Here is a 21,565-nt window from a genome sequence, read left to right as displayed (position 1 = left end):
GGGAGTAGCGTCGTGAGCGTGTTGTTGAGACTGTTTTGCTGAAGACGAGTCGACGAATGTCTCCGGGACTGTTCAGCAACTTGGTCCTGTCCGTCGGACGGCCATGGCCGCACCCAATGTAGCCCGGTAATAAGGCAGCACCGTGGAAAGGAGCCCATGATGGGTGAATTGAAGTTTAGGGCCGTACGCTCCCTGCAAATTCTTGATTCCAGAGGTTATCCGACGCTGCAGGTGCAGCTGGAGGATGAGGCAGGCCGCGTTTTTGAAGCTTCAGCGCCGGCCGGGGCGTCCACCGGAGCGCACGAGGCGGTGGAACTGCGCGACGGCGGCGCGGCCTGGTCCGGTCGCGGCGTTGGCCAGGCTGTCGCCGCGGTCGCAGGGGAGGTGTCAACGTTGTTGCTCTCACGCCCTTGGGTATCGCTGGCTGAGTTGGACACGGCCCTGTGCGCGCTGGATGGCACGGAGAACAAGTCCAGGCTGGGGGCAAACTCCATCGTTGCCGTCTCCATCGCTGCCGCGCGTGCGTTTGCCGCCAAATCCGGGAAGCCCTTGCACACGTGGCTCGCGGACGTGGCCGGGACTGACCAGCGCATGCCCGTGCCGCACTTCAACGTGCTCAACGGAGGCGAGCATGCCGCCAATGAACTGGCCTTCCAGGAATTCATGATCGCACCCGTCGGCGCGGGCACCTACGCCGAGGCACTGGAGTGGGGTTCGGATGTGTACCATGCACTGGCGGGCGTGCTGCGGGTACGGGGCCTGGCCACCGGCTTGGGCGACGAAGGAGGGTATGCACCGGAAATTTCCAGCCCGGAAGAGGCCCTGAATCTCATCATGTCCGCCATTGATGCCTCCGGCCATGCTCCCGGGGAAGCCGGGATCATGATCGCGCTGGATCCGGCCGCCAATTCCTTCTTTGTCGACGGCGCCTACCGCTTCAATGACCGCGTGTTGACGCCGGAGCAGATGACCGACTACTACGGCACGCTCCTTGACAGCTATCCGATCCGCAGTTTGGAGGATCCGTTGGCCGAGGACGACGCCGCTTCTTGGCCCGGGCTTGTCGGCCGGCTTGGTGGGCGTGCACAGATTGTTGGCGACGACCTCTTTGTCACCCAGGCTGCCCGCGTGCGCGAGGGCGTGGAGAAGGGCTCGGCAACGTCGGTGCTCATCAAACCGAACCAGGTGGGCACTGTCACCGAAACTCTCGAGACGATGGCAGTTGCAGCAGCGGGCGGGTTCACTGCCATGGTCTCCCACCGTTCCGGGGAGACCCTCGACAGTTTCGTCGCGGACCTGACGGTGGGATCGGGATGCGGTCAGCTCAAGGCCGGGGCGCCGGCTCGCGGCGAGCGGCTCGCCAAGTACAACAGGTTGCTCGAAATCGCCGATTCTTTCCCTGCCTTGCCGTTTGGCCTTGCTGCCGGGGCAGGGCACCGCTGACCGCAGCACCTGACCGCAGCACCAGACCGCAGTGCCTGACCGCGGTGCCTTGCCGCAACGCTGGCCGCCGTCAGGGTTGCGGCAGTCCTGCTTCTGCTCCCGATCCCCGTACCGGGCGCAGCAGGCCCGACGCTGCGATGGACGCTGCCATCCACACTGCCGCGTAGGTGAAGGCGACGGCCGGGGAAAAGACGGCCCAGAGGATGCCCGCCGTCAGCGTGGCGCCAAGGTCGCCGAAGGATTGCACCAAGCCCAGCAAGCCGTATCCGTTGCCCCGCAGCCTGTCCGGCAGGGCAAGGGAAACAGCCGTCGATTCGGCTGTTTCGGCGAACCCAATGCCAACCCCTGCCAGCAGAAACCCAAACAGTACCAGCCCCAACGAGGAGGTGCCGAAGCCGAACAGCAGGTAAGCGCCCACGTAGACTGCACCTCCGGCGGCGAACACTGGACGGGCACCGGCCCTGTCCACCAGTTGGCCAGCCAGAAGCGACGCAAGCGAGGCTGCCGCATTGTGGGCGGCGTAGAAGAAAATGGCCAGTGCCGCAGCCGCCGTCGGGCTTCTTCCACCGCTGGCGAGCAGGTCGGTGGCCCGCAAAATCAGCAGTGTTGTGGCAAGGTTCCCGAGTTCAAAAAAGGCAACGGGTGCCAGGGCCCGTGCCACACCGCTGCGGCGCAGCTCCCTCAGGTTGAAGCTCAACCGGCTTCTGTTGGCCGGCGCCGCCAGAATGCTCCGCGCCTGGCGGGCTGCGACGGTGATGGCCACGGCAGCAAGGGCTCCGGGGATGAAGGACAGCAGGATTGCCTGCCGGATGCCAAGGACGCCCACCAGCAACCCTGCCAAGAGTGGGCCGGCTATGGCGCCTGCGTTGTCCCCTGCCCGTTCCACTCCGGAGGCCCGGCCATAGGCGGCGCGTGGGGCCAAGGAGACCAGGAGCGTGTCCCGGGCCGGGGAGCGGACCCCACGGGAGGCCCATGCAAGTGCACGCAGCGCGGCAACCTGCCACACCATGGTGCAAAGACCAATCGCCGCAGTGGCCACGGCTGTCACCATGTACCCGGCGGAGGCCACCTTGGACCGGCGCGACGGTTCGTTGGACAACGGGCCACCTGCCAGCTTGCTCAAACCAAGCAGGGCGTCGGACACGCCTTCGATGGCTCCCAAGGCAGCCGGACCGGCATGGAGTGTGGACGTCAAGAATGAGGGCAGCAAAGACGTGACAAGTTCGTGCCCGGAATCGCTCAGAAACGACGTTCCGCCGATCGCAAGGATGCCCTTGTTGAGCCACTTATCCGAGGTTTCGGAGGCCTCGGAAGACGTGCCTGACAAACCATTGGGCTCCTCACCGGGTCCGTCGGTTGACGCTTCTTCGCTGTTGCCCCTAACCATCGCCGGGGCCCAACACGCTCTTGAAACACGCCATGATTGGTGCTCCCTCCCGGCTGCGCCGCGAACAACTACTTGCCATGATCCGCGCAGGCGCACCGGCAGGCAAGATGCTTCAAGAAGAAGATCTTTTGCGGACAGGAAAGCGTGTCCGCGCTAGAATGGGGTTAGTGGCGATGGATCCCGCCCGAACTGTAAACCGGTTCGAACTGCCAAGTGGCTCATGGTTCCTGTCTCGAATTGCAGGACGGAGACAGGATCATGTTCACAGAGGCAGAGTCACCGGGCACAAGAATTGTGGCCCCGGACATCGCACCGGGAGCCGAACAGGACAGCCGCGCTTTCGAAAGCATCCTCTTTCCCGGCGGTGTGCCGGAAGGACTGATTGCAGGGCCCGCCACAGCTTTTCTGGCCGACCTGCAGATCGAGCAGATTATTGCGGCAACCGTTGCAGGCCGGGAACAGTACGAACTCAAACCCTACTTTTACTTGCCGCTTGGGGATCTCGCCGCGATCAACTACAGGCACGAGGTTTTCAGTGACCTCGGCGACGCCACCGTGAGGGAAACGATCGATAGTTTCGCCCGGGAACTTGTCGATGTGCGCCGCGATCTCGCCTTGACCACAGGGTTCCGCGACGAGCACCAACGCCAAGCCATGGTGGTGGAGGCCGCCGGCGTCTATTGCGCCGCTGTCAGGGAACTGAACCAAAACTTGGCTGCAGCCGCCCCGGCGTCCCAGGGGCTTCGGAAGTTCCGGGACTATCTGGCCGGTTATGTGAATTCGTCCGAGTTTGAGGAAATGGCCCGCGACGCCGAACAGGTGACGGACGCCTTGGGGCGGGTGCGGTACTGCCTGCGCATCAAGGGAAGCCGCGTCACGGTGACACGCGAGGAGGACAATTCCGACTACACCGCAGACGTACGTGAAACGTTTGCCCGGTTCCGCCAGGGAGAGGTCAAGGATTACCGGACAACGGGCCGGACCATACTGGCCATGGACCACGTTGAGTCGTGGGTTTTGGACGGTGTGGCACAGCTTTTCCGCACTGAATTCTCGGCGTTGGCGAACTTCAATTCCATGCATGCCGCCTTTCAAAGCGAACTGGTGGTGGCGTTTGACAAGGAAATTCAGTTCTATCTTGCCTACCTGGACTTGATCGCCAAGCCAACGGAGGAAGGGCTGTCATTTTGCCTCCCCGTGGTGAGCCGGAGCAAGGAAGTACATGTCAGCGGAACGTTTGACTTGGCACTGGCAGTTCGAATCGAGGCGCATGGACAGGCGATGGTCACCAACGACGTCGAACTGGGCGGGCCAGAGCGCATTCTTGTGGTCTCCGGACCCAACCAAGGAGGCAAGACCACATTTGCCAGGACAGTTGGCCAGCTCCATTACTTGGCTTCCTTGGGACTCCCAGTGCCGGGGATAACTGCCCGACTGTCCCTTCCCGACGCGATTTTCACACACTTCGAATTGGGTGAAAACGCGAAGGACCTGCGTGGCAAGCTGATGGACGACCTGGTCAGAATCCACGGCATCCTGGAACAGGCAACTCCGCGCAGCCTTGTCATTCTCAACGAGATATTCACTTCAACGAGCCTGCGCGATGCGATTGACCTGGGCGCCAGGGTGCTGGGGAAGATATGCAGACTGGACCTTGTCTGTGTGTGCGTCACCTTCGTGGACGAGCTGTCACGGCTTGGCCCGTCGGTGGTCAGCATGGTCAGCACCGTTGAGTCTGACGATCCTGCACGGCGGACATTCAAGATCCTCCGCCAACCGGCCGACGGCTTGGCATATGCCATGGTGCTGGCACGGAAATACGGACTCGACTATGGCGAGCTGAAGGGACGGATCAACTCATGAAGGCTTTCCTGCTGTACAAGGACCGGGACTTTCATCCGGACGCTCGTTGGAGCGCCAACGATTCCGCGCTGCACAAGGACCTGGATCTCGGCAGGCTCATTTCCGCCATGGCTGCCGGCGACGACTATGTTGCCGACGTCGCACAATTGGTGCTGCGCGCTCCGTTGACCGCTGTCGAGGACATTGAATACCGCCAACATGTGCTGATGGACGTGCTGGAGAATACGGCGGTGGTTCGGGATCTGTATGCCTTGGCGAGCGAAACCATTGCGGCGGAACGCAAGATTTACCGCAGCCTCTTCAGCCATTCCCCGTCGTCAATCCTGCGCCAGTCGATCCAGTCGTTGGAGATGATGGCCGCCGTATTGGAGCGGCTGAGAAGCATATGCCGTAATGCCCAGGAGGGGTTCCACTCACCTGGCTTCCGCAGATTCTTGGACATGGTCCTGAAAGAGGTCGATGAAACTTACCTTGCGGAGATCAACGAACACTTGCGACGGTTGAGGTTCAGGAATGGAATGTTGATTGCCGCGAGTTTGGGGCGTGCCAACAAGGGCACCAACTACACACTCTCGAACCCCGGCCCGGACAATCGGAATTGGTTGCAGCGGCTCTCCGGCAAGGGGAAGGAAAGCTACACCTTCCGGCTCAACGACCGTGATGAAGCAGGGTTTCGGGCACTGGGCGAGTTGGAGGGCCAAGGGCTTGACCTGGCGGCCAATGTCTTGACCCAATCGGATGACCACATCATGAATTTCATCAAGATGCTGCGGCAGGAGCTGGCCTTCCATGTGGGCTGCATCAATCTCGAAGCGGCTCTTTTGAGTGCCGGTGCCCCTCTCTGTTTCCCCAAACCTGAGGCGGAGTCCGCGATGGCGTGCTCTGCCCGGGACCTGCGCGATGTTTCCTTGACGGTGGGACAGCGTGGCGAGGTGGTCGGCAACAACATCAATGCCGACGGCAAGTCCCTGATCATGATCACGGGGGCCAACGAGGGCGGCAAATCCACTTTCCTGCGCAGCCTCGGAACGGCCCAGTTGATGATGCAATGCGGCATGTTTGTCTGCGCCCAGTACTTTGGCGCCGACCTCGTCTCGGGCATCTATTCGCACTACAAGCGAGAAGAAGATGCCAGTCTCAAGAGCGGCAAGCTGGACGAGGAATTGGTCCGCATGAGCGCCATTGCCGATACGGCAAAAGCCCATGCCATGGTGCTTTTCAACGAGTCCTTTTCCTCGACCAATGAACGCGAAGGAACTGCCATTGCGCGTGACATCATCCGGGCATTGGTCGACAGCGGGATGCGAGTGGTGTTTGTGACGCACTTCTACGAGCTTGGCGAGGATGTCGATGCCCTGCACACCTCGGGGCCTTGCTCTTGAAAGCCGGTCGAACGGATTCGGGGGAGCGGACGTTCACGGTGGTGGAGGGCTCGCCGGACCGCACCAGCTACGGACAGGATCTCTATGTCAGAGTGTTCGCGGAGGCCGGACCGGCGCCGGGCATGCAGTAAGGCAGTGCTAAACGGTGGAGGATCCCACCGCCCTTTTGGCCGTCGGGGCCGACAACGGCCCCTACCTCATTGGCAAGGCATCCGCATGCGGATGCTGCACATATCAAAGGTGGGCAGGCGTCATGACGATGAACCAAGCAGAACCCAGGAACGTGTATTTGGTCCGCCACGGCCAAACGGGGCTGAATCGGACCGGTTACATACGGGGACACACCAATCCGCCGTTGGATGCCGGGGGCTTGGCACAGGCCGACGCAGTGGGCCGTCTGATGGCACAGGTGCAGCCGATGAAAATTGCTTCCAGCCCCCTGGACCGGGCCATTCAGACTGCTGCTGCGATCGCCGAAGCGGCGCACCTTGGAAGCAGCGTTGATGAACGCCTGATCGACAGGGATTTTGGACAGTGGACGGGGTTCCTGGAGGCGAAAGGGGCCGCTTTGTGGGGCACGGCAGCCCAAGCCCCCGGTGTCGAAACGGATGAGGCCATTGTGGAGCGGGCCATGCCGGCGTTGGAGGACGCGGCCAATGCCGCCGAAGCCGGACCTGCCGTCCTTGTCACGCACGACGCCGTCATCCGGGAGCTGCTTGTGCCGCTGAGCCCCGATGCGGCAAGCGCCACGTTTCCCACCGGATGTTGGAGCCTGCTCACCCGCTCAGGCGCGCAATGGGCCGCGGGACCCATCGGACAGAATGGCGCTGCAGCACCGCACGGCGAAGGGGGCACCGGCGATGACGGCAGGCAATGAGTCACCCATCTCAGCCGTGGAATCCCTGCACCTCGGACTGCCGTTGTGGCTGCCGCCCTTCGGCACGGGCAACGGGCTGCACGCGCTGTACTGGGCGTGTCTGGCCGACCTTCCCGAACGCCTGGTGGCCCCGGCCCTGGCTGCACTTGGTGCTGAAGACATCCCCGGATGGGCCTCGCCCGTCCATTCAAATCCCATCCACTCGGTCCCCGGCAATTCAGGACCCGGCAATTCAGGATCCGGCAATGTGGGCCCCGTCCATTCAGCGGGACGTCGCCGGGACGCTTCCCATCGCCACGATCCGCCGCCCGGCGAAGCCCCCTACCGCCTGTGGGTTGCGACCCTGAGGTACGAAAGGGCGGAAGATATCATGCTGCGGATTCTCAACGACGGCCGCTAGCCGGGGTGCTGGCAGCGACCGTTGTTCATGCGATGGCTACGAAGGGTGCGCGGGTTCCGAGTTCTGCTGCGCCCATGGTTCGGCCCTCAAGGCAAGAATGCGAGACACCGATCCCTGCTGGCGGTCAGTTCCCGAGCTTAAAACAAGGCAGATGCGACAGGAGCGATGTTTTAATGGGATTATGTGCGTATGAATGCAGATAAGAAGTCTTGCACATTGGATGTCGACAGCCAGTACGTGGAACTGGCGGTCGAGATCTTTTCCATGCTGGCCGATGCCAGCCGGGTACGGATCATCCTTGCCCTGCGTGAGGGGGAAATGGCGGTTGGGGCGTTAGCTGAGGCGGTAGGCAAGTCACCGACTGCGGTCTCGCAGCACTTGGCAAAGATGCGCCTGGCTCGCTTGGTTTCCACCCGCCAAGACGGAACCAAAGTCATGTATCGGCTGGAGAATGAGCATGCACGCCAGCTGGTGGCTGACGCGATCTATCAAGCCGAACACGCACTCGGTGGGATACCCGCACACCACCGCGCCGACCAGACCACGACATGAGCAGCATCGACCACGCTGGCCACGACCACGTTGATGACCACAACCATGCTCACGACAATGGCCACCCGCACGATCACGATCACGATGGACATTCCCACAAGCACCACACCGGTTTCAAAGGGTGGCTTTTCGAATTGTTTGTCCCCCACACCCATGACTCCGCAGACTCGATCGACGATGCCCTGGAATCCAGCGTTAAAGGTGTCCGTGCCCTGAAGATCAGCCTCTTCCTGCTCCTTGGAACCACTATCCTGCAGTTCCTCGTAGTCCTTATCAGCGGTTCCGTTGCCCTGTTGGCAGATACCATTCACAACTTCTCCGATGCCCTCACCGCCGTGCCCTTGTGGATCGCTTTCATCCTGGGACGTCGGGCGGCCAACCGCCGCTACACCTACGGGTACGGTCGGGCCGAGGACCTCGCCGGGCTGTTCATTGTCGCCGTCGTGGCCCTCTCTGCCGTCGTCGCCGCCTGGCAATCCATCGACCGGCTATTCAACCCGCAGCCCTTGCAAAACTTGTGGTGGGTGCTGGCTGCCGGAGTCATCGGTTTTGCCGGCAACGAGGCCGTGGCGATCTACCGTATCCGGGTGGGCCGGCAGATCGGCTCGGCCGCCCTGGTAGCCGACGGAGTCCACGCCCGAATCGACGGGTTCACTTCCCTCGCCGTCGTCCTCGGCGCTGGCGGGGTCATGCTCGGCTTCCCACTGGCGGACCCGATCGTTGGTCTCCTGATCTCGGCCGCGATCATCGTCTTGCTGTGGGGAACCGTCAAGAGCATCGGCCACCGGCTCATGGACGGCATTGAACCTGAGCTCGTTGCCCGCGCCGACACCGCACTTGATGGCACTCCCGGAGTTCTATCCGTACAACGCTTACAGCTGCGCTGGGTTGGTCACCGGCTCCAGGGAACGGCAATCGTCGTCGTCGCCGATGCGACCCTGTCAGCGGTCCAAAAGACCGTTCGGGAGGCAGAACACCGACTCGGCCATGCGCTGCCCAAACTCGACGACGTGCTCATCAAGACCATCACGGATCCGGCGCGCGAAAACGGTGCTGACCTTGACCCGTCCAAGCCCCACGTTCATCGATGAGAATGCCGGTCTTATGAGGTGCTCACGGGATGGGGAGAGTCTGCTGGCAAGCATCCCCGGCCACGGCACTTTCACTGTGACGGCGGAGGCGGTGACCATGATCGATGTGTTCGGCGGTGTTCTGCATTGCTACCAGGGAAACGGTGGCTGCCGCAAACAGGGCCTGTACTTCTCACGAACGGAATCGAAGAAGCTGCTTCGATGCCTACTCAACGGCCCAGATTGGGATGAAGGAGATATCGGCGATGGCAGGGACCTGCCAACCGGGGAAGAGATGCTGATCAGTATCAGCCACGAACTGGCACCTAAGCTTGACGGCGCCGTCTTGGACTTCGGTCAGTACAACAAAATCCAACGCTTCGTGTGGCTGACACTACCCGCCGTCAAAGGACCAGCCTGCACCTGCCTTCGCTCCATCGGACCATCGGCAGGAAAACGCTCGCACTGCCTCGACGACCAGAGGATCGGCCTGACCGACCTGTAAAAAGCGAAACCCGACACGACTGCCAACGTGGTGGCTAGGGAAAGGATACGGAAGATTTGTGGTGTCTGGGTCTTGGCTGTGGAAACATCTTCAAGCAGGGCGGTTACCTGCTCGGCAGCGCGCTCATAACCGGCTGTCTAACTTCCGGCAGTCTAACTCCCTTGGTACCGTTTGACTTGAAAATTTCGGTAGTCCCCAGTGAGGTTGATGTGTTCCCATCCAAGGGGGAGAGGAAAAAGAAGCCCCACCCGGATCACCCGGATGGGGCTTCTTTTTCAGAACAGTTAAGATTTTGCTTCAAAATCAAATGGATCTCGGCTGCTACTTTTGGTCATCAAGTCCGTTCTTGAGCTCAAGTTCCTGCCGCTGTTCGACAAGTCTCTGCAGGTCCGTTCTGGCCCATACGGAAAGCAAGAAGATGAAAACGCCGGCACCAAGGATTCCCGCCAGCCAGCCGAGAGGCTGGAATTCAAGATCACTGCGAATGGTGCTGTTCCCCCATGGCCTATGCGGAGGCCAAGGCCCCTTATGCGTCCCGCAGCGATGTCTCATATATAGGTATGGAATCCCGTAAACCGGTGGCCCGGCGGTGCAAGTACGGCCGAAAGTGCCCAGATCAAAAACGGTGAGCTTCCGCAGCCGCCAAATTCCCGGAAGGCTTGCCCGCAAAATAGTCCTGTCCCGCGGGCGCCAGCCGGTATGGTCAGCGCCGTTTGATCCCGTTGGCATGAATTTCCGTACCGGGCATTCTCAGACCCTCGGCCGGTGAATCAAGGTTAGGCTGGGGATTACCAGAGCCCACCAGGAAGCGGTGCACGCCATGACGGAGATTCTCTTCCCCCGGATGTCCGGAGACCCCGACGAAGCGGGAGTGCTCATGGAATGGCGCGCGACCAACGGCAGCGAAGTTGTCGCCTATCAGGTCATTGCCGAGGTCACAGTGGACAAGTTCGACGCCGAGATCAACACCCCCGTCTCCGGCACCTTGAGGTGGGTGGTGGCCGAAGGCGACGAAGTGCGCCAAGGCACACCCATAGCCACCGTCGACTAAATCTCTGCAGGCCCGACATCTCTGCTGGCTTGACGCAGGCCAAGTCATGCCAGACCACGGCGGGAGGCCGGCCCGGCTGCCCAAGCCGGCCTCCCGCCGTCGTACTTGTCCCTACTTTTGCAGCTCGGCAGGGACGTCGTCCGGGTTGGAATCGGTAGCTGCGGCGGCGAGCCTGTCGTCCCAACCCTTGCGGATGCGTGCAGGGGTGGGCGGGGTCAGCAGCGATACCACCACGTAGACCACCAGCGAGCCCAGCAGGCCGAAGTAGATGGGCTCATTGGCGTAAATTCCATCCGCGCTGGGGAGTGCGCCGGTGGCGTACAGGATCAGCATGAGGATGGTCAGTCCGCAGCCCACGGCGATGGACCACGCGGCGCCCAGGCCCGTGCCGCGCTTCCAGGCCAGGCCGCCAATGATGGCCACCAGGAGCCCGCCGACGAGGATGTCGTAGGCAATGGTCAGGGCAAAGACCACGTCGTTGACGATGATGGAGATCGCCACCACCACGACTCCCAGGCCCAGAACGTACAGGCGGTTGGCGTTGACATCATGCTCGGGGTTGGAGGAGTCGGACGTGTCGACGTCCTTGCCGAACCAGCTGGCCACGTACGGGACAACGTCCTTGCGGGCCACGGTGGCGGCGGCAATCAAGGCTCCGGAGGCGGTGGACATCATGGCCGCCACGGCGGCGGCCAAAACGAAGCCGCCGATGCCGATGGGCAGCAAGGACTGGGCCACTTCGGCGTAGACCACGTCTTTGCCCAGTTCGGCAATGTTGATGTTGGGCAGGGCCACCCGGGCGGCCAGGCCGATCAGGGCACCGGCAAAGCCGTAGATGATGCAGTAGAAGCCGGCAGTTGCGCCGCCCCAGCGGGCCACCTGCGGGGTGCGTGCGGTGAACACGCGCTGCCAAATGTCCTGGCCGATCAGCAGGCCCAGGCTGTACACCACAAAGTAGGTGATGATGGTCTGGACGCCGATGCCGTCCCACTGGAAGAAGCTTGTCTCGACCCGGTCCTGGATTCCGGAGAAGCCGCCGGCCGCGTTCAGGGCAAAGGGGAGCATCAGCAAAAAGACGCCCACGGTCTGGATAATGAACTGGACCTGGTCGGCCAGGGTGATGGACCACATGCCGCCAATGGAGGAGTAGACAAGCACAATGGCGCCGCCCACCGCGATGGACAGCCAGCGATCCCAGTCGAAGAGCACCGTGAAGACCGTGGCGTAGGCGCCAGTGGACGTGGCTGAAATCATGATGGTGTAGGCCAGCATCACGAAGCCGGACACCTTGGTGGTTTCCTGCCCGTAGCGCAGGCTGAGCATCTGCGAGACAGTGTAGATCTTCAGCTTTTGCAGTGTTGGGGCAAACAGCAGGCTCAGCAGCAGCACGCCCACACCAATGGCCACCACCAGCCACATGCCCGAGATGCCGAATTTGTAGCCAAGCCCCACCCCTCCCACCGTGGAGGCGCCGCCCAGCACCACTGCGGCCATGGTCCCTGTATAGAGGAACGGGCCCAAGCGGCGTCCCGCCACGAGGAAGTCGCTGTTGTTCTTGGTGCGCGACTTTCCCCACCAGCCAAAGGCCAGCATGGCCAGCAAATAGACGCCGACTATGGCAATGTTCAAGTCCATGTGATGCTCCAGTGTGCGAAGTAGTAACTGTCTACTGAAATGTATTGCCTCTAAAGCAACATTTGTTGTCTATTAGGCTAAACTGTGATCGTAGTTACAGTCAATGCGTCGCGTGGGAGCGCGGTGGCAGTCGCGTCGCGAGGAGCCCCCCATGAAAGCTTTGCCCCTTGAACCCAGTGTTGGTCCGGTGGCCATCGGATCGCGCATCCGCGCTGCCCGGCAGGACCAGCGCCTGACCATTGAACAGGTGGCCGCCGCCACGGGGCTGACCAAGGGCTTTCTGAGTCGGGTGGAACGTGACTTGACTTCACCGAGCGTGGCGTCGTTGGTGACGCTGTGCCAGGTTCTCTCGATTTCCATCGGCGAGCTGTTCGCCGCCCCGGAAACGCACTTGATGCGAAAAGGGGAGGGCCCGCGCATCCACCTGGGCGGCGACGGCATTGTGGAGCGGCTGTTGACCTCGCGCTCCGAGCGACGCCTGCAAGTCCTCGGCGCCACCATCGAACCCCATGGGTGCGGAGAGTCCGAGCTGTACGCCATTGACTGCGACGTCGACGTGCTGCACATCGTCAGCGGTGAGCTGACCCTGCGCATGACCCATGAATCCTACGACTTGAAGGCGGGAGACACGCTGTCGTTCTCTGGGCGTGAGCCACACAGCTGGGTCAACCGCACGGCCCACCCGGTGGAAGCACTGTGGATCCTGGCCCCGGCAGCCTCAGGATCCGGCGGCTAGCCATCCCTGCCTACCGACGCTCCTGCACTTTCGGGGGTGTTTTGCCTGACCCTCCTGCAGTTTTGGGGGACCAAGGGCCGACGCTCCTGCACTTTTTGGGCACCTACTGATCGTCACCATCCTCTTGCCGTTGCGCGAGCCAGCGCTGAAGCCGCTGTTGTTGCCAGAACCGCTAGCCCGCCGTGAAGGGCACTGCGCTCGGACTAATATGTGCCCGTACGGCCGGTTGCGCTTCCATATGAATCGCCAAGTCTCGGTGAAGGCCGTCGCTGGCAACTCCCGAACGTCTGGTGCCTGAACAGCATTGGCCGGGTGGAAGCAATTGACAGGGGTCCCGGGTCCCCGGGGGTGCGGGAACGTGTAGGAGGGTGGGGCGAAATACCCCCGAAAGTGCAGGAGGGTCAGGCAACGAACCCCCGAAAGTGCAGGAGCGTCCGGGGTTGGGGGCGGGGGTGCTTGCGTCGTTTCATTCCGTGCTCGGACAGGTGGACAGTGCCGCCTTCGAAGGTATCTCCAATGAAACTTTTGGTTCCCATTAGAAAACATTGGTTGTACCATGATGAACAACTGCACGGATGTGACGCAGGTCAACTGTCAATGAAACGAGGACATCCATGAAAGAGCTCCGCATCGAGGCCAACGGCAACCTTGGCCCTATCGATTCCTCCCGCATCCCGCGCTACGCGGGTGCCGCGACGTATGCGCGCCTCCCGAGACTGGACCAAGTAGCGAAAGCCGACGTCTCCGTGGTCGGCGTCCCCTTTGACAGCGGTGTGTCCTACCGCCCGGGCGCCCGTTTTGGCGCCAACCACGTCCGCGAAGCATCGCGTCTGCTACGTCCCTACAACCCGGCATGGGACGTTTCCCCGTTTGAAAACTGCCAGGTGGCGGACGCCGGGGACATGGCAGTGAACCCGTTCAACATCAACGAGGCCATCGAGACCATCCAGCAGAACGCCCTGGACCTGACCTCGGGCGGCTCGAAGCTGTTGACCATTGGTGGGGACCACACCATTTCGCTGCCACTGCTGCGCGCCGCGGCCGAACGCGCCGGGGAGCCCATTGCCATGCTGCACTTTGATGCGCACCTGGACACCTGGGATACCTACTTTGGCGCCGAATACACCCATGGGACCCCGTTTCGCCGGGCTGTGGAGGAGGGCATCCTGGACACCGAAGCCATCTCGCACGTGGGAACGCGCGGCCCGCTCTACGGCAAAAAGGACCTCGACGACGACCGCCGCTTCGGCTTCGGCATCGTCACCTCCGCCGACGTCTACTACCAGGGCGTGCTGGAAACCGTGGCGAAAATCCGTGACCGCATCGGCAAACGCCCCCTCTACATCTCCGTGGACATCGACGTCCTGGACCCCGCGCACGCCCCCGGCACCGGTACCCCCGAAGCAGGCGGCATCAGCAGCCGCGAGCTCATCGAGATCATTCGCGGCTTCCGCGGGATGAACCTCGTCGGCGCCGACATTGTGGAAGTGGCCCCCGCCTACGACCACGCCGAAATTACCGGCATCGCCGCCAGCCACGTGGGCTTTGAATTGGTGACGCTGATGGCAGACAATCATGTGGAGGGCGATCGCTTCGGCGAGCCAAACGGCTATGCAGCGCAGGCCCTCGACGCTGAAGGACGACGCCGGCCGGCCGGCTTCGCGCCGACCACCGATGGCGGTGCCAAATGACGCGCCAGGTGGACGAGACCGCTGACAGTACTGAGACCCCGGAAAGCGAGACCGCAGTGAGCGCGACCCCCATGGCTGAGATGCCCGTGCCGGAGACTGCTGCCCAGCGCAATGGTGGCGACCTTGTGGTGGAGACCCTCGCCGCACTCGGCGCCAAGACGGTTTTTGGCATCCCCGGCCAGCACGCGCTGGGTTTGTTTGATGCCCTGAGTCGCTCGCCGCTGCATTTCGTGTCCTCCCGCGTGGAGAACAACTCGGCGTTCGCAGCCGACGGCTACTCCAGGGCCACGGGCGAGGTGGGTGTGCTGTTTCTGTCCACGGGCCCCGGTGCACTGACAGCCTTGGCCGGCCTGCAGGAAGCCTATGCAACAGGCGTGCCCATGCTCGTGGTGGCCAGCCAGATTCCGCTCGAAGGATTGGGTGCCCGGCGCAAGGGCATGCTGCACCAGCTCGATGACCAAAAGGCCTCGGCCGCCAACGTGACCAAGAGCCAGCGGCTCATCCAGCACGCCTCCGGCATTCCCTCGGCCATTCAGGACGCTTGGACTGAAGCTGTCTCCTCACCCCAGGGCCCGGTGTGGGTTGAAGTGCCGCAGAACGTATTGCTGGACCCCATCTTTGTCCCGGCCGTGGAGGATGCGCTCGCCGAACCGTTCGACAACCCGCCGCGCGTCGAGCTTGTCAGGGAAGCCGTGAAATGGCTGACCGATGCAGTGCGCCCCGTCATCGTGGCTGGCGGCGGGGTCCGGCGCGGCAACGCCAAGGAACCGCTGCTCGCCATCGCAGAAAAGCTGAACGCGCCCGTGGTGTGCACGCCCGGAGGCAACGGCGCCTTCCCCTGGAACCACGAGTTGTCGCTGCAGTCGTGGGTCGAAGACAGGCACGTGACGGAGGTCCTGGAGGACGCCGATGTGGTGCTGGTCATCGGTTCGTCGTTGGGCGAGGTATCGAGCAACTACTTCACCATGGAGCCGCGCGGACGCATCATCCAGATCGACGCTGAACCGCGGGTGCTTGAATCCAACCGCCCTGCCTTGGGCATCCGGGCCGACGCCGGCCAAGCGCTGAGGGCGCTCAACGAGGCCTTGGATCCTTCGTTGAAAGCCGACGCGGATTGGCACGGTGCCAGCCCGGTCGCCGTCGTCAAGAAAACCTTGGCGAAGGTACAAGCCCGCCTCGACGGGCAGGACCTGGACTTGGAACGGACGTTCATGGCGGACATTCGCCAAGCCGTCCCGGATGACATGCAAACGTTCTGGGACATGACCATTTCCGCCTACTGGGCGTGGAGCTGCTGGGATGCCCGCGACGGGGAATTCCACTCGGCTCAGGGTGCCGGTGGCCTGGGCTACGGCTTCCCGGCCGCGATTGGCGGGGCGCTGGGCCTGCAAAGCGAAGGCAAGCCCGCCCGTGTGCTGGCGGTGGCCGGCGACGGTTCGGCCATGTACTCCATCGCCGAACTTGCCACGGCGAAGCAGCACAACGCGCCCGTCACGTGGCTCATTGTGGACGACGGCGGGTACGGCATCCTGCGCGAATACATGGTGGATTCCTTCGGCAAGGCCACGCACACCGAGCTGGCCCGGCCCGACTTCGTGAAACTCGCGGAGTCGTTCGGGGTGCCGGCGCAGCGCGTGAAGCCCGAGGATGTGGGGGACGCGCTGCGGGCTGGCTTCGTTGCGGACGGTCCCAACGTCGTCGTGGTTGATGTGTTGCTGAAGATGTTCGGGCCCACCCACCTGAACCTCTAGCCACCGCCACCTCCGGATTCGCTGGTTCGGCGGTGGGGTGGACGGGCGCCCTAGACTGGTCGGCATGGCCATTATTTACGATGCTGAACTGATCCCGTCCAAGTCTGAGCTCCTGATCCAGTGGTTGCCGCGCCAGACCTGGTTTTCCGGGGACGCGGCTGAGCTGGTCCTCCTCGGTGCTTTCCGTTTTGATGACCCGGCGGGCGAGGTCGGCATGGAGACGCACCTGCTGCGGGTGGGGGAGCGGACGTACCAGGTGCCGCTGACGTACCGCAGTGTTCCTCTCGCCGGGGCGGAGGAATTCCTCGTCACCACCATGGAGCACTCTGTTTTGGGCACTCGCTGGATCTACGACGCCACGGCTGATCCCGTCTACGTGGGTGAACTTGCCGCGGCACTGCTGGCCGGCAAGCCACAGGCGCAGGAAATGCTGGATGTGGGGGAATCGAGGCAGAAGCTGCCGGAAACAGCCCGGATCAGCGGCAGCGGAACGTCCGACGCCGGGCTGCCGGAGTTGAGCGTCGGAGTCCCCACCACCACCGACTCCGTCACAAGCATCCCGGCCGGGCCGCTCAACTTTGTGGTGCTGCGCGAACTGGACACCACGAGGACGCTCAATCACGAGGATTCACTGACAGCCACATGGGATGGTCAGACAACACCTGTTGTGATTGCGGTGGCCTTCACCGTCTAACCGCGGCCCGGGCCAGGGGCCACACGCCGCCTGCGCTTCCTCAAGCTGAGGTTGTCCCCACCTGCAGGGTTCCTTTGAGCCAACTGAGGATCGCTTTGAGGCTTTCAGGGTCAAGATGTGTGTCAGGGGCGTTGTATCCGTTCCCTGGCGATGTGGCGAGCTCGGCCGTGGTGCGGGAGTCTTCCTTGAACACGTGGTTCGCGTTGGGCGGGAACGTGAAAGTGACGTTGTCCATCCCTGCAGCCGCCGCCTGGAGGGGACCGCCGTCGGCGTGGGCATCGATCTGTACATCCTTTTCGCCAATCAATACCAGTGTCGGGATTTGCACTTTCCCCAGCGAATCGCAGGTGGACTCGACCCACAGCTCGCGGGCGAGTGGGAGGTTCGCCGGGGCTTCGAAGCTGGAGAGCACCATCCGCACGCTGTCGGGCAGGCCGGGATCTGGATTCATTGGCTGTCCCGCGGTGTAGCGCGCAGCAGCTCCCTCGATCTTCGGCATCAGTTCAGTCCCACCCGGGACCTGGGCGAGCTGATGCGCCAACTGGGACAGCAGCACCTCCTGGACCGGCCGTCCCGGCGGTGCAGCGAGCACGATCCCGGCGAAAGGCACATTCTGGGGTGCCGTTGCGTAGTGGAGGACGTGTAGCGCGCCCTCGCTGTTGCCGAGGCCGGCAATTCGTGCGGAGTCCACAAAGTCGAGTCCGGTAAGCACGCCAACAGCCGCGACCAACTCGTCCAAGTGGGATTGCATGCTCAGCTGTCCGATGAGCTGGAGGACGTTGTCCATCGCATGCGGCCCTGATGCCCGCTTGTCATATCGAAGGGATGCGAAACCGGCGCTGGCCAGGGCCTCCGCAAACAGCCTTCCGCTGCCGTTGCTGCCCGGCAGCAACGGCGTGCACCAATCTCGGTCCGTTGGGCCACTTCCAGCAACAAGGACCACTGCAGGGAATGGTCCGTCTCCGTCAGGCCTGACAACTGTGCCTTCCATCGTGATGTTGTCCAACTGCCATGAAACGTCACTGGAAATAACCATGCGCACAGTCTTGCAGCGACCCTGAAACAGGACAACCCCTGCACCTGCTGCAGCCATGGACGCTGGCAAGTCCGGCTGGCTACACTGGGGCCATGGTGACCTTGGAACCGCTTGGCAAGGACCTGTTCGTGGTCGATGGCCCCGTGGTTCGCGACATGGGAGTCCGCTTCAACACGCGGATGACAGTGGCCCGCCTGCGCGACGGGTCCGTGTGGATAGCGTCGCCGGTTCAGGTGTCGTTCGCCGCGCTGGCTGAAATCATTGCCCTGGGCCCGGTCCGTTATCTTGTCTCGCCCACGCCGCGGCATTTCTGGCGGCTGAATGCTTGGCACCGGCTCTTCCCCGAGGCCCAGCTGTTCTCCAGCCCCATCACCCCGATCACCTTGAAGAAGGGCGATCTCCCGCTGGCCGGCATCCTTGGTGAACCGGACGGCGGCCTGTGGGCACCCGACCTGGAGCAGGTCCAACTCCGTGGCATCCGGTGGTTGAACGAAGTGGTCTTTTTCCACACACCTTCACGCGCGCTTCTGGTCGAGGACGTCATCCAAATCCATGAACGCCAGCCGGGCCACCACCTTCGCAATGCTCTTGTTGCTGGTGGGGGCGTGGCGGCGCCCTGGGGTGGTGTGGGGCGCGACATCCGGCTGACGTTCCGGGACAAGGCCGCAGCGCGCGAATCCATCGAGCAGATCCTGCAATGGGACTTTGACAAACTCGTCGTCGCGCACGGACCCGTCGTCACCGGCAATGCCAGGGAGACTGTCGAGCGGGCGTTCGCCTGGCTCGACCGCCGCAGTGGTGGGCGGTGAATCGGGTTGACATGCAGACACTAAATCTGAAAACCACTTGCTGCATAGCCGGCGGGGGACCGGCCGGCATGATGCTCGGAATCCTGCTGGCCCGCGCCGGGGTGGACACGATCGTGTTGGAGAAACACGCAGACTTCTTTCGAGACTTCCGTGGAGACACGATCCACCCGTCGACCATCGACCTGCTTGACCAACTGGGACTGCGGGAGAAGTTCGAGGCCATCCCACACAGCACCATTCACACACTTGATGTTGTGGTCAACGGAAATCGCTTGACGCCAGTTGACTTCTCCCACCTCAAGGGCAGAAACCGGTCGATCGCCCTCATGCCGCAGTGGGATTTTCTTTCCCTCCTGGCCGAGGAGGGTGCGAAATACTCCACCTTCCACCTGATGATGGGAGCCGAGGCCGCCGGCTTGATGCACGACGGCGACCGCGTCTCGGGAGTGCGCGCGTCCACCGCCGACGGGCCGGTCTCGATAGAGGCTGCGCTGACGGTCGCAGCGGACGGCAGGGACTCCACGCTGCGGGACGCGGCCGGCCTCGTTCCGAAGGACTACGGTGTTGCCATCGATGTGCTGTGGTTCCGATTGCCGAGAACGCACGTCGATCCGCCGGACACACTGGCATATTTGGACTCCGAGTCGATGATCGTCACCATCCCGCGCGCCGATTATTATCAAGCCGGCATGCTCATCCGCAAAGGCGACTTCCCTGGCGTCCAAGAGGCAGGGCTGGAGGAGTTCAGGGGCAGGATTGTGCGGAGCGCACCGTTCCTTGCCGAAGTGGTTTCTTCGCTCACCGGGTGGGACCAAATCAAGTTGCTGACAGTGCAGGTTGATCGGCTGGAGCGGTGGTGTCAGGACGGGCTGCTGTGCATTGGGGATGCCGCTCACGCCATGTCTCCGGCGTTCGGGGTAGGGATCAACTATGCCATTCAGGATGCGGTGGCCAGTGCAAACCTTTTGGTCGGAAGCCTGCGCTCAGGCTCGGTGACGCTGGAGGATCTGGCACGAGTGCAGAATCGACGGCTGAAGCCCGTTGCCCTCATGCAACCGCTTCAGTTGATGGTCCACAAAGTCATTGCAAAGCCGGGAGGAGGAGCGTTCCTGGCCAACCCGATGCGCTGGTGGCAGCGTGCCGTCGCCGCCGCGACGCTGCCGGTGGCCCGCCGCGTGACGGCGCGTATCGTGGGACGTGGTTTCCGCCCGGAACGCATTGAAGCACAGTTGGATCCGGGGCCGTTGTAGGATTCCAAGTTGCCTGTCACCAGCGAATCGCTCTGACCTGCGGTGATGGGTAGGCCAAAATCACCGAGATTCTCAATTTCGTGTCACTTTCCTACGGACGCTTTGCCGTTGATGAAGATGGCGACCCTCCGTTCCACATGCGACGCCCAATCAAACTTGGCTCGTCAGGTATTGGTGAGCATCGACCCGACGATTGTCGGAGTCATAACAGTTGGCTCGTGTGGACGGAAATCCTGCCCCGTATAAGGCCCGCGGTCATCGGGCATTTTTGCGGGCGGGGTATCCGGGAATCCGACGAACGCGGAAGTACACGAATTGTTATTCCTGGGAATTTTGGTGGTGGGCGGACCGGTGACGGACCGGCTAATGGGACGGTGACGAACGGACGCACTAACGACAACCCGACGACAACTTTGAGGGGGACATGTGTTATCCGATCTCTCGTTGTTCGCCTTGTAGGTTCTGAATCTGTATATCAATATTCGCAAATTCGTGTCAGCACTGATTGGCCATTGACGTCTCTGGCTGCAATCATCAGGAGATAATTCAACGCACCCTTCAGACCAGCCGGTTGACTCTCGTTCCACTAGGAGACGAGCATCTCGAATACGAGGTTACCCTTGACGCACATCCCGACGTCATGCGTTACCTAGGTGTCGGCCAGCCGCGCGATCGGTCGGAAGTTGAGAAGCACCATCAAGAACGCATCAACGAAGCGCGAAACGGACTGGGTTTCTGGGCGGGTTTCCTTGGGACAGAATCCGTCGGCTGGTGGCTCCTCTCGGCGGAAAACGACGATGAGCGAGGGCTAGCAGAACTGGGGTATCGGCTACTGCCGGACTTCTGGCGCCGGGGATTGGCGTCTGAAGGCACCGCTGCTTTGCTCGCTTATGGCTTCGAAGACGTGGGGCTGGCCCAGACTTTCGCCGAAACGTTGGCCGTCAATTCAGGATCTCGAGCGGTAATGAGTCGCCTAGGCCTGACTCATATAGGTACTCGTGACGAGGGGACTATTGGCCCTATCCCTGGCTCCGACCAAGGCAACGTCGACTACGCAATTTCGAAGGACCGGTGGGCTGCGTTCACCCATTAGGGAATGCGCCTCTGACGCAACCAGGCACGGATTGGTGTCTTGAATTGTGAACAGCTGATCGTGGGCGACCGCACCTGTTACGGGTCAGTAGTGGTAGCGGCACTGCCAAACGACAAGTTGCTCGTTGTCAAAGGAATAGACCATGCGGTGTTCTTGTGTGATCCGCCGCGACCAGGGTGAGCCATCGAGATACTTGAGCTGCTCAGGTTTGCCGATTCCCGCTGTGGGATCGCGCCGGGCCTCTTTGATCAGCATGTTCACTCGTTTCAGGATTGTTCTGTCGGTCGATATCCAGTGTTGGTAATCGTCCCAGCCGTCATCGGTGAAGGCGAGTGTCAGC

The 21,565-nt window shown here is 62.2% G+C and carries 20 protein-coding genes; 16 read left to right on the top strand and 4 right to left on the bottom strand.

Translation table 11 applies throughout. The features are described 5' to 3' along the window. Positions 1-159 precede the first annotated feature (159 nt). The gene (eno, locus tag QMG25_RS05130; RefSeq protein ID WP_283457883.1) at positions 160-1,443 is read left to right on the top strand and encodes a phosphopyruvate hydratase; all 1,284 of its coding nucleotides are present in this window, start codon (positions 160-162) and stop codon (positions 1,441-1,443) included. Positions 1,444-1,513: 70 nt separating this feature from the next. Here the strand turns inward: eno and QMG25_RS05125 are convergent, their stop codons facing one another. Then, positions 1,514-2,770: an MFS transporter gene (locus tag QMG25_RS05125; protein ID WP_283457882.1), complete on the bottom strand. Its 1,257-nt coding sequence runs from the start codon at positions 2,768-2,770 to the stop codon at positions 1,514-1,516. A 318-nt stretch (positions 2,771-3,088) separates the two neighbouring features. On the opposite strand from QMG25_RS05125, the gene QMG25_RS05120 reads away from it, so the two are divergent. The 8 genes from QMG25_RS05120 (at position 3,089) to QMG25_RS05085 (ending at position 10,530) form a co-directional block, all read left to right on the top strand. Further along, positions 3,089-4,693 carry a MutS-related protein gene (locus QMG25_RS05120; RefSeq protein ID WP_283457881.1) on the top strand — a complete coding sequence of 535 codons (1,605 nt, stop codon included), beginning with the start codon at positions 3,089-3,091 and terminating at the stop codon, positions 4,691-4,693. After that, the gene (locus tag QMG25_RS05115; RefSeq protein WP_283457880.1) at positions 4,690-6,075 is read left to right on the top strand and encodes a MutS-related protein; all 1,386 of its coding nucleotides are present in this window, start codon (positions 4,690-4,692) and stop codon (positions 6,073-6,075) included. The genes QMG25_RS05120 and QMG25_RS05115 overlap by 4 nt, the downstream gene beginning before the upstream one ends. Before the next feature lie 253 nt (positions 6,076-6,328). Next, positions 6,329-6,952 carry a histidine phosphatase family protein gene (locus tag QMG25_RS05110; RefSeq protein ID WP_283457879.1) on the top strand — a complete coding sequence of 208 codons (624 nt, stop codon included), beginning with the start codon at positions 6,329-6,331 and terminating at the stop codon, positions 6,950-6,952. After that, positions 6,936-7,352: a hypothetical protein gene (locus tag QMG25_RS05105; protein ID WP_283457878.1), complete on the top strand. Its 417-nt coding sequence runs from the start codon at positions 6,936-6,938 to the stop codon at positions 7,350-7,352. The genes QMG25_RS05110 and QMG25_RS05105 overlap by 17 nt, the downstream gene beginning before the upstream one ends. Positions 7,353-7,541: 189 nt before the next feature. Further along, entirely contained in the window at positions 7,542-7,904 is a 363-nt protein-coding gene (locus tag QMG25_RS05100; protein ID WP_283457877.1) for an ArsR/SmtB family transcription factor, read from the top strand. Next, positions 7,901-8,995 (top strand): cation diffusion facilitator family transporter, encoded by a 1,095-nt coding sequence (locus QMG25_RS05095; protein WP_283457876.1) that lies wholly within the window; start codon positions 7,901-7,903, stop codon positions 8,993-8,995. The genes QMG25_RS05100 and QMG25_RS05095 overlap by 4 nt, the downstream gene beginning before the upstream one ends. Before the next feature lie 97 nt (positions 8,996-9,092). After that, positions 9,093-9,479, top strand: a complete 387-nt coding sequence (locus QMG25_RS05090) for a peptidase (protein ID WP_283457875.1) — start codon at positions 9,093-9,095, stop codon at positions 9,477-9,479. Between the two features lie 820 nt (positions 9,480-10,299). After that, on the top strand, positions 10,300-10,530 hold the full coding sequence (locus QMG25_RS05085; RefSeq protein WP_283457874.1) for a biotin/lipoyl-containing protein: 231 nt from the start codon (positions 10,300-10,302) through the stop codon (positions 10,528-10,530). 111 nt (positions 10,531-10,641) lie between these two features. Here QMG25_RS05085 and QMG25_RS05080 read toward each other — a convergent pair whose 3' ends face one another. After that, a complete protein-coding gene (locus tag QMG25_RS05080; protein WP_283457873.1) occupies positions 10,642-12,165 on the bottom strand; it encodes a sodium:solute symporter family protein in 1,524 nt (507 codons plus the stop codon). Between the two features lie 151 nt (positions 12,166-12,316). Here QMG25_RS05080 and QMG25_RS05075 point away from each other — a divergent pair, with 151 nt between their 5' ends. From QMG25_RS05075 to QMG25_RS05060, 4 genes are all read left to right on the top strand, one after another. Then, positions 12,317-12,901 carry a helix-turn-helix domain-containing protein gene (locus tag QMG25_RS05075; RefSeq protein WP_283457872.1) on the top strand — a complete coding sequence of 195 codons (585 nt, stop codon included), beginning with the start codon at positions 12,317-12,319 and terminating at the stop codon, positions 12,899-12,901. A 614-nt stretch (positions 12,902-13,515) separates the two neighbouring features. Then, the gene (gene speB, locus QMG25_RS05070; RefSeq protein WP_283457871.1) at positions 13,516-14,592 is read left to right on the top strand and encodes an agmatinase; all 1,077 of its coding nucleotides are present in this window, start codon (positions 13,516-13,518) and stop codon (positions 14,590-14,592) included. Positions 14,593-14,663: 71 nt separating this feature from the next. Beyond that, a complete protein-coding gene (locus tag QMG25_RS05065) occupies positions 14,664-16,343 on the top strand; it encodes a thiamine pyrophosphate-binding protein (RefSeq protein WP_283457932.1) in 1,680 nt (559 codons plus the stop codon). A 64-nt stretch (positions 16,344-16,407) separates the two neighbouring features. Then, a complete protein-coding gene (locus QMG25_RS05060; protein WP_283457870.1) occupies positions 16,408-17,037 on the top strand; it encodes a CG0192-related protein in 630 nt (209 codons plus the stop codon). Positions 17,038-17,077: 40 nt separating this feature from the next. Here the strand turns inward: QMG25_RS05060 and QMG25_RS05055 are convergent, their stop codons facing one another. After that, positions 17,078-18,073, bottom strand: coding sequence for an alpha/beta hydrolase family protein (locus tag QMG25_RS05055; RefSeq protein WP_283457869.1), 996 nt, complete (start codon positions 18,071-18,073; stop codon positions 17,078-17,080). A gap of 92 nt (positions 18,074-18,165) precedes the next feature. Between QMG25_RS05055 and QMG25_RS05050 the strand changes: the two genes are divergently transcribed. From QMG25_RS05050 to QMG25_RS05040, 3 genes are all read left to right on the top strand, one after another. Continuing rightward, positions 18,166-18,882 (top strand): DUF4336 domain-containing protein, encoded by a 717-nt coding sequence (locus QMG25_RS05050; RefSeq protein ID WP_283457867.1) that lies wholly within the window; start codon positions 18,166-18,168, stop codon positions 18,880-18,882. 11 nt (positions 18,883-18,893) lie between these two features. Next, on the top strand, positions 18,894-20,132 hold the full coding sequence (locus QMG25_RS05045) for an FAD-dependent oxidoreductase (RefSeq protein WP_283457865.1): 1,239 nt from the start codon (positions 18,894-18,896) through the stop codon (positions 20,130-20,132). A gap of 505 nt (positions 20,133-20,637) precedes the next feature. Further along, positions 20,638-21,225, top strand: coding sequence for a GNAT family N-acetyltransferase (locus tag QMG25_RS05040; protein WP_283457864.1), 588 nt, complete (start codon positions 20,638-20,640; stop codon positions 21,223-21,225). Between the two features lie 84 nt (positions 21,226-21,309). On the opposite strand, the gene QMG25_RS05035 is transcribed toward QMG25_RS05040, so the two are convergent. Then, complete coding sequence (locus QMG25_RS05035) at positions 21,310-21,564, bottom strand: Txe/YoeB family addiction module toxin (RefSeq protein WP_502866353.1); 255 nt, start codon at positions 21,562-21,564, stop codon at positions 21,310-21,312. Position 21,565 lies beyond the last annotated feature (1 nt).

Source organism: Arthrobacter sp. H35-D1 (assembly GCF_030063185.1).
GTDB lineage: Bacteria > Actinomycetota > Actinomycetes > Actinomycetales > Micrococcaceae > Specibacter.
This window is presented reverse-complemented; position numbering and strand designations above follow the sequence as displayed.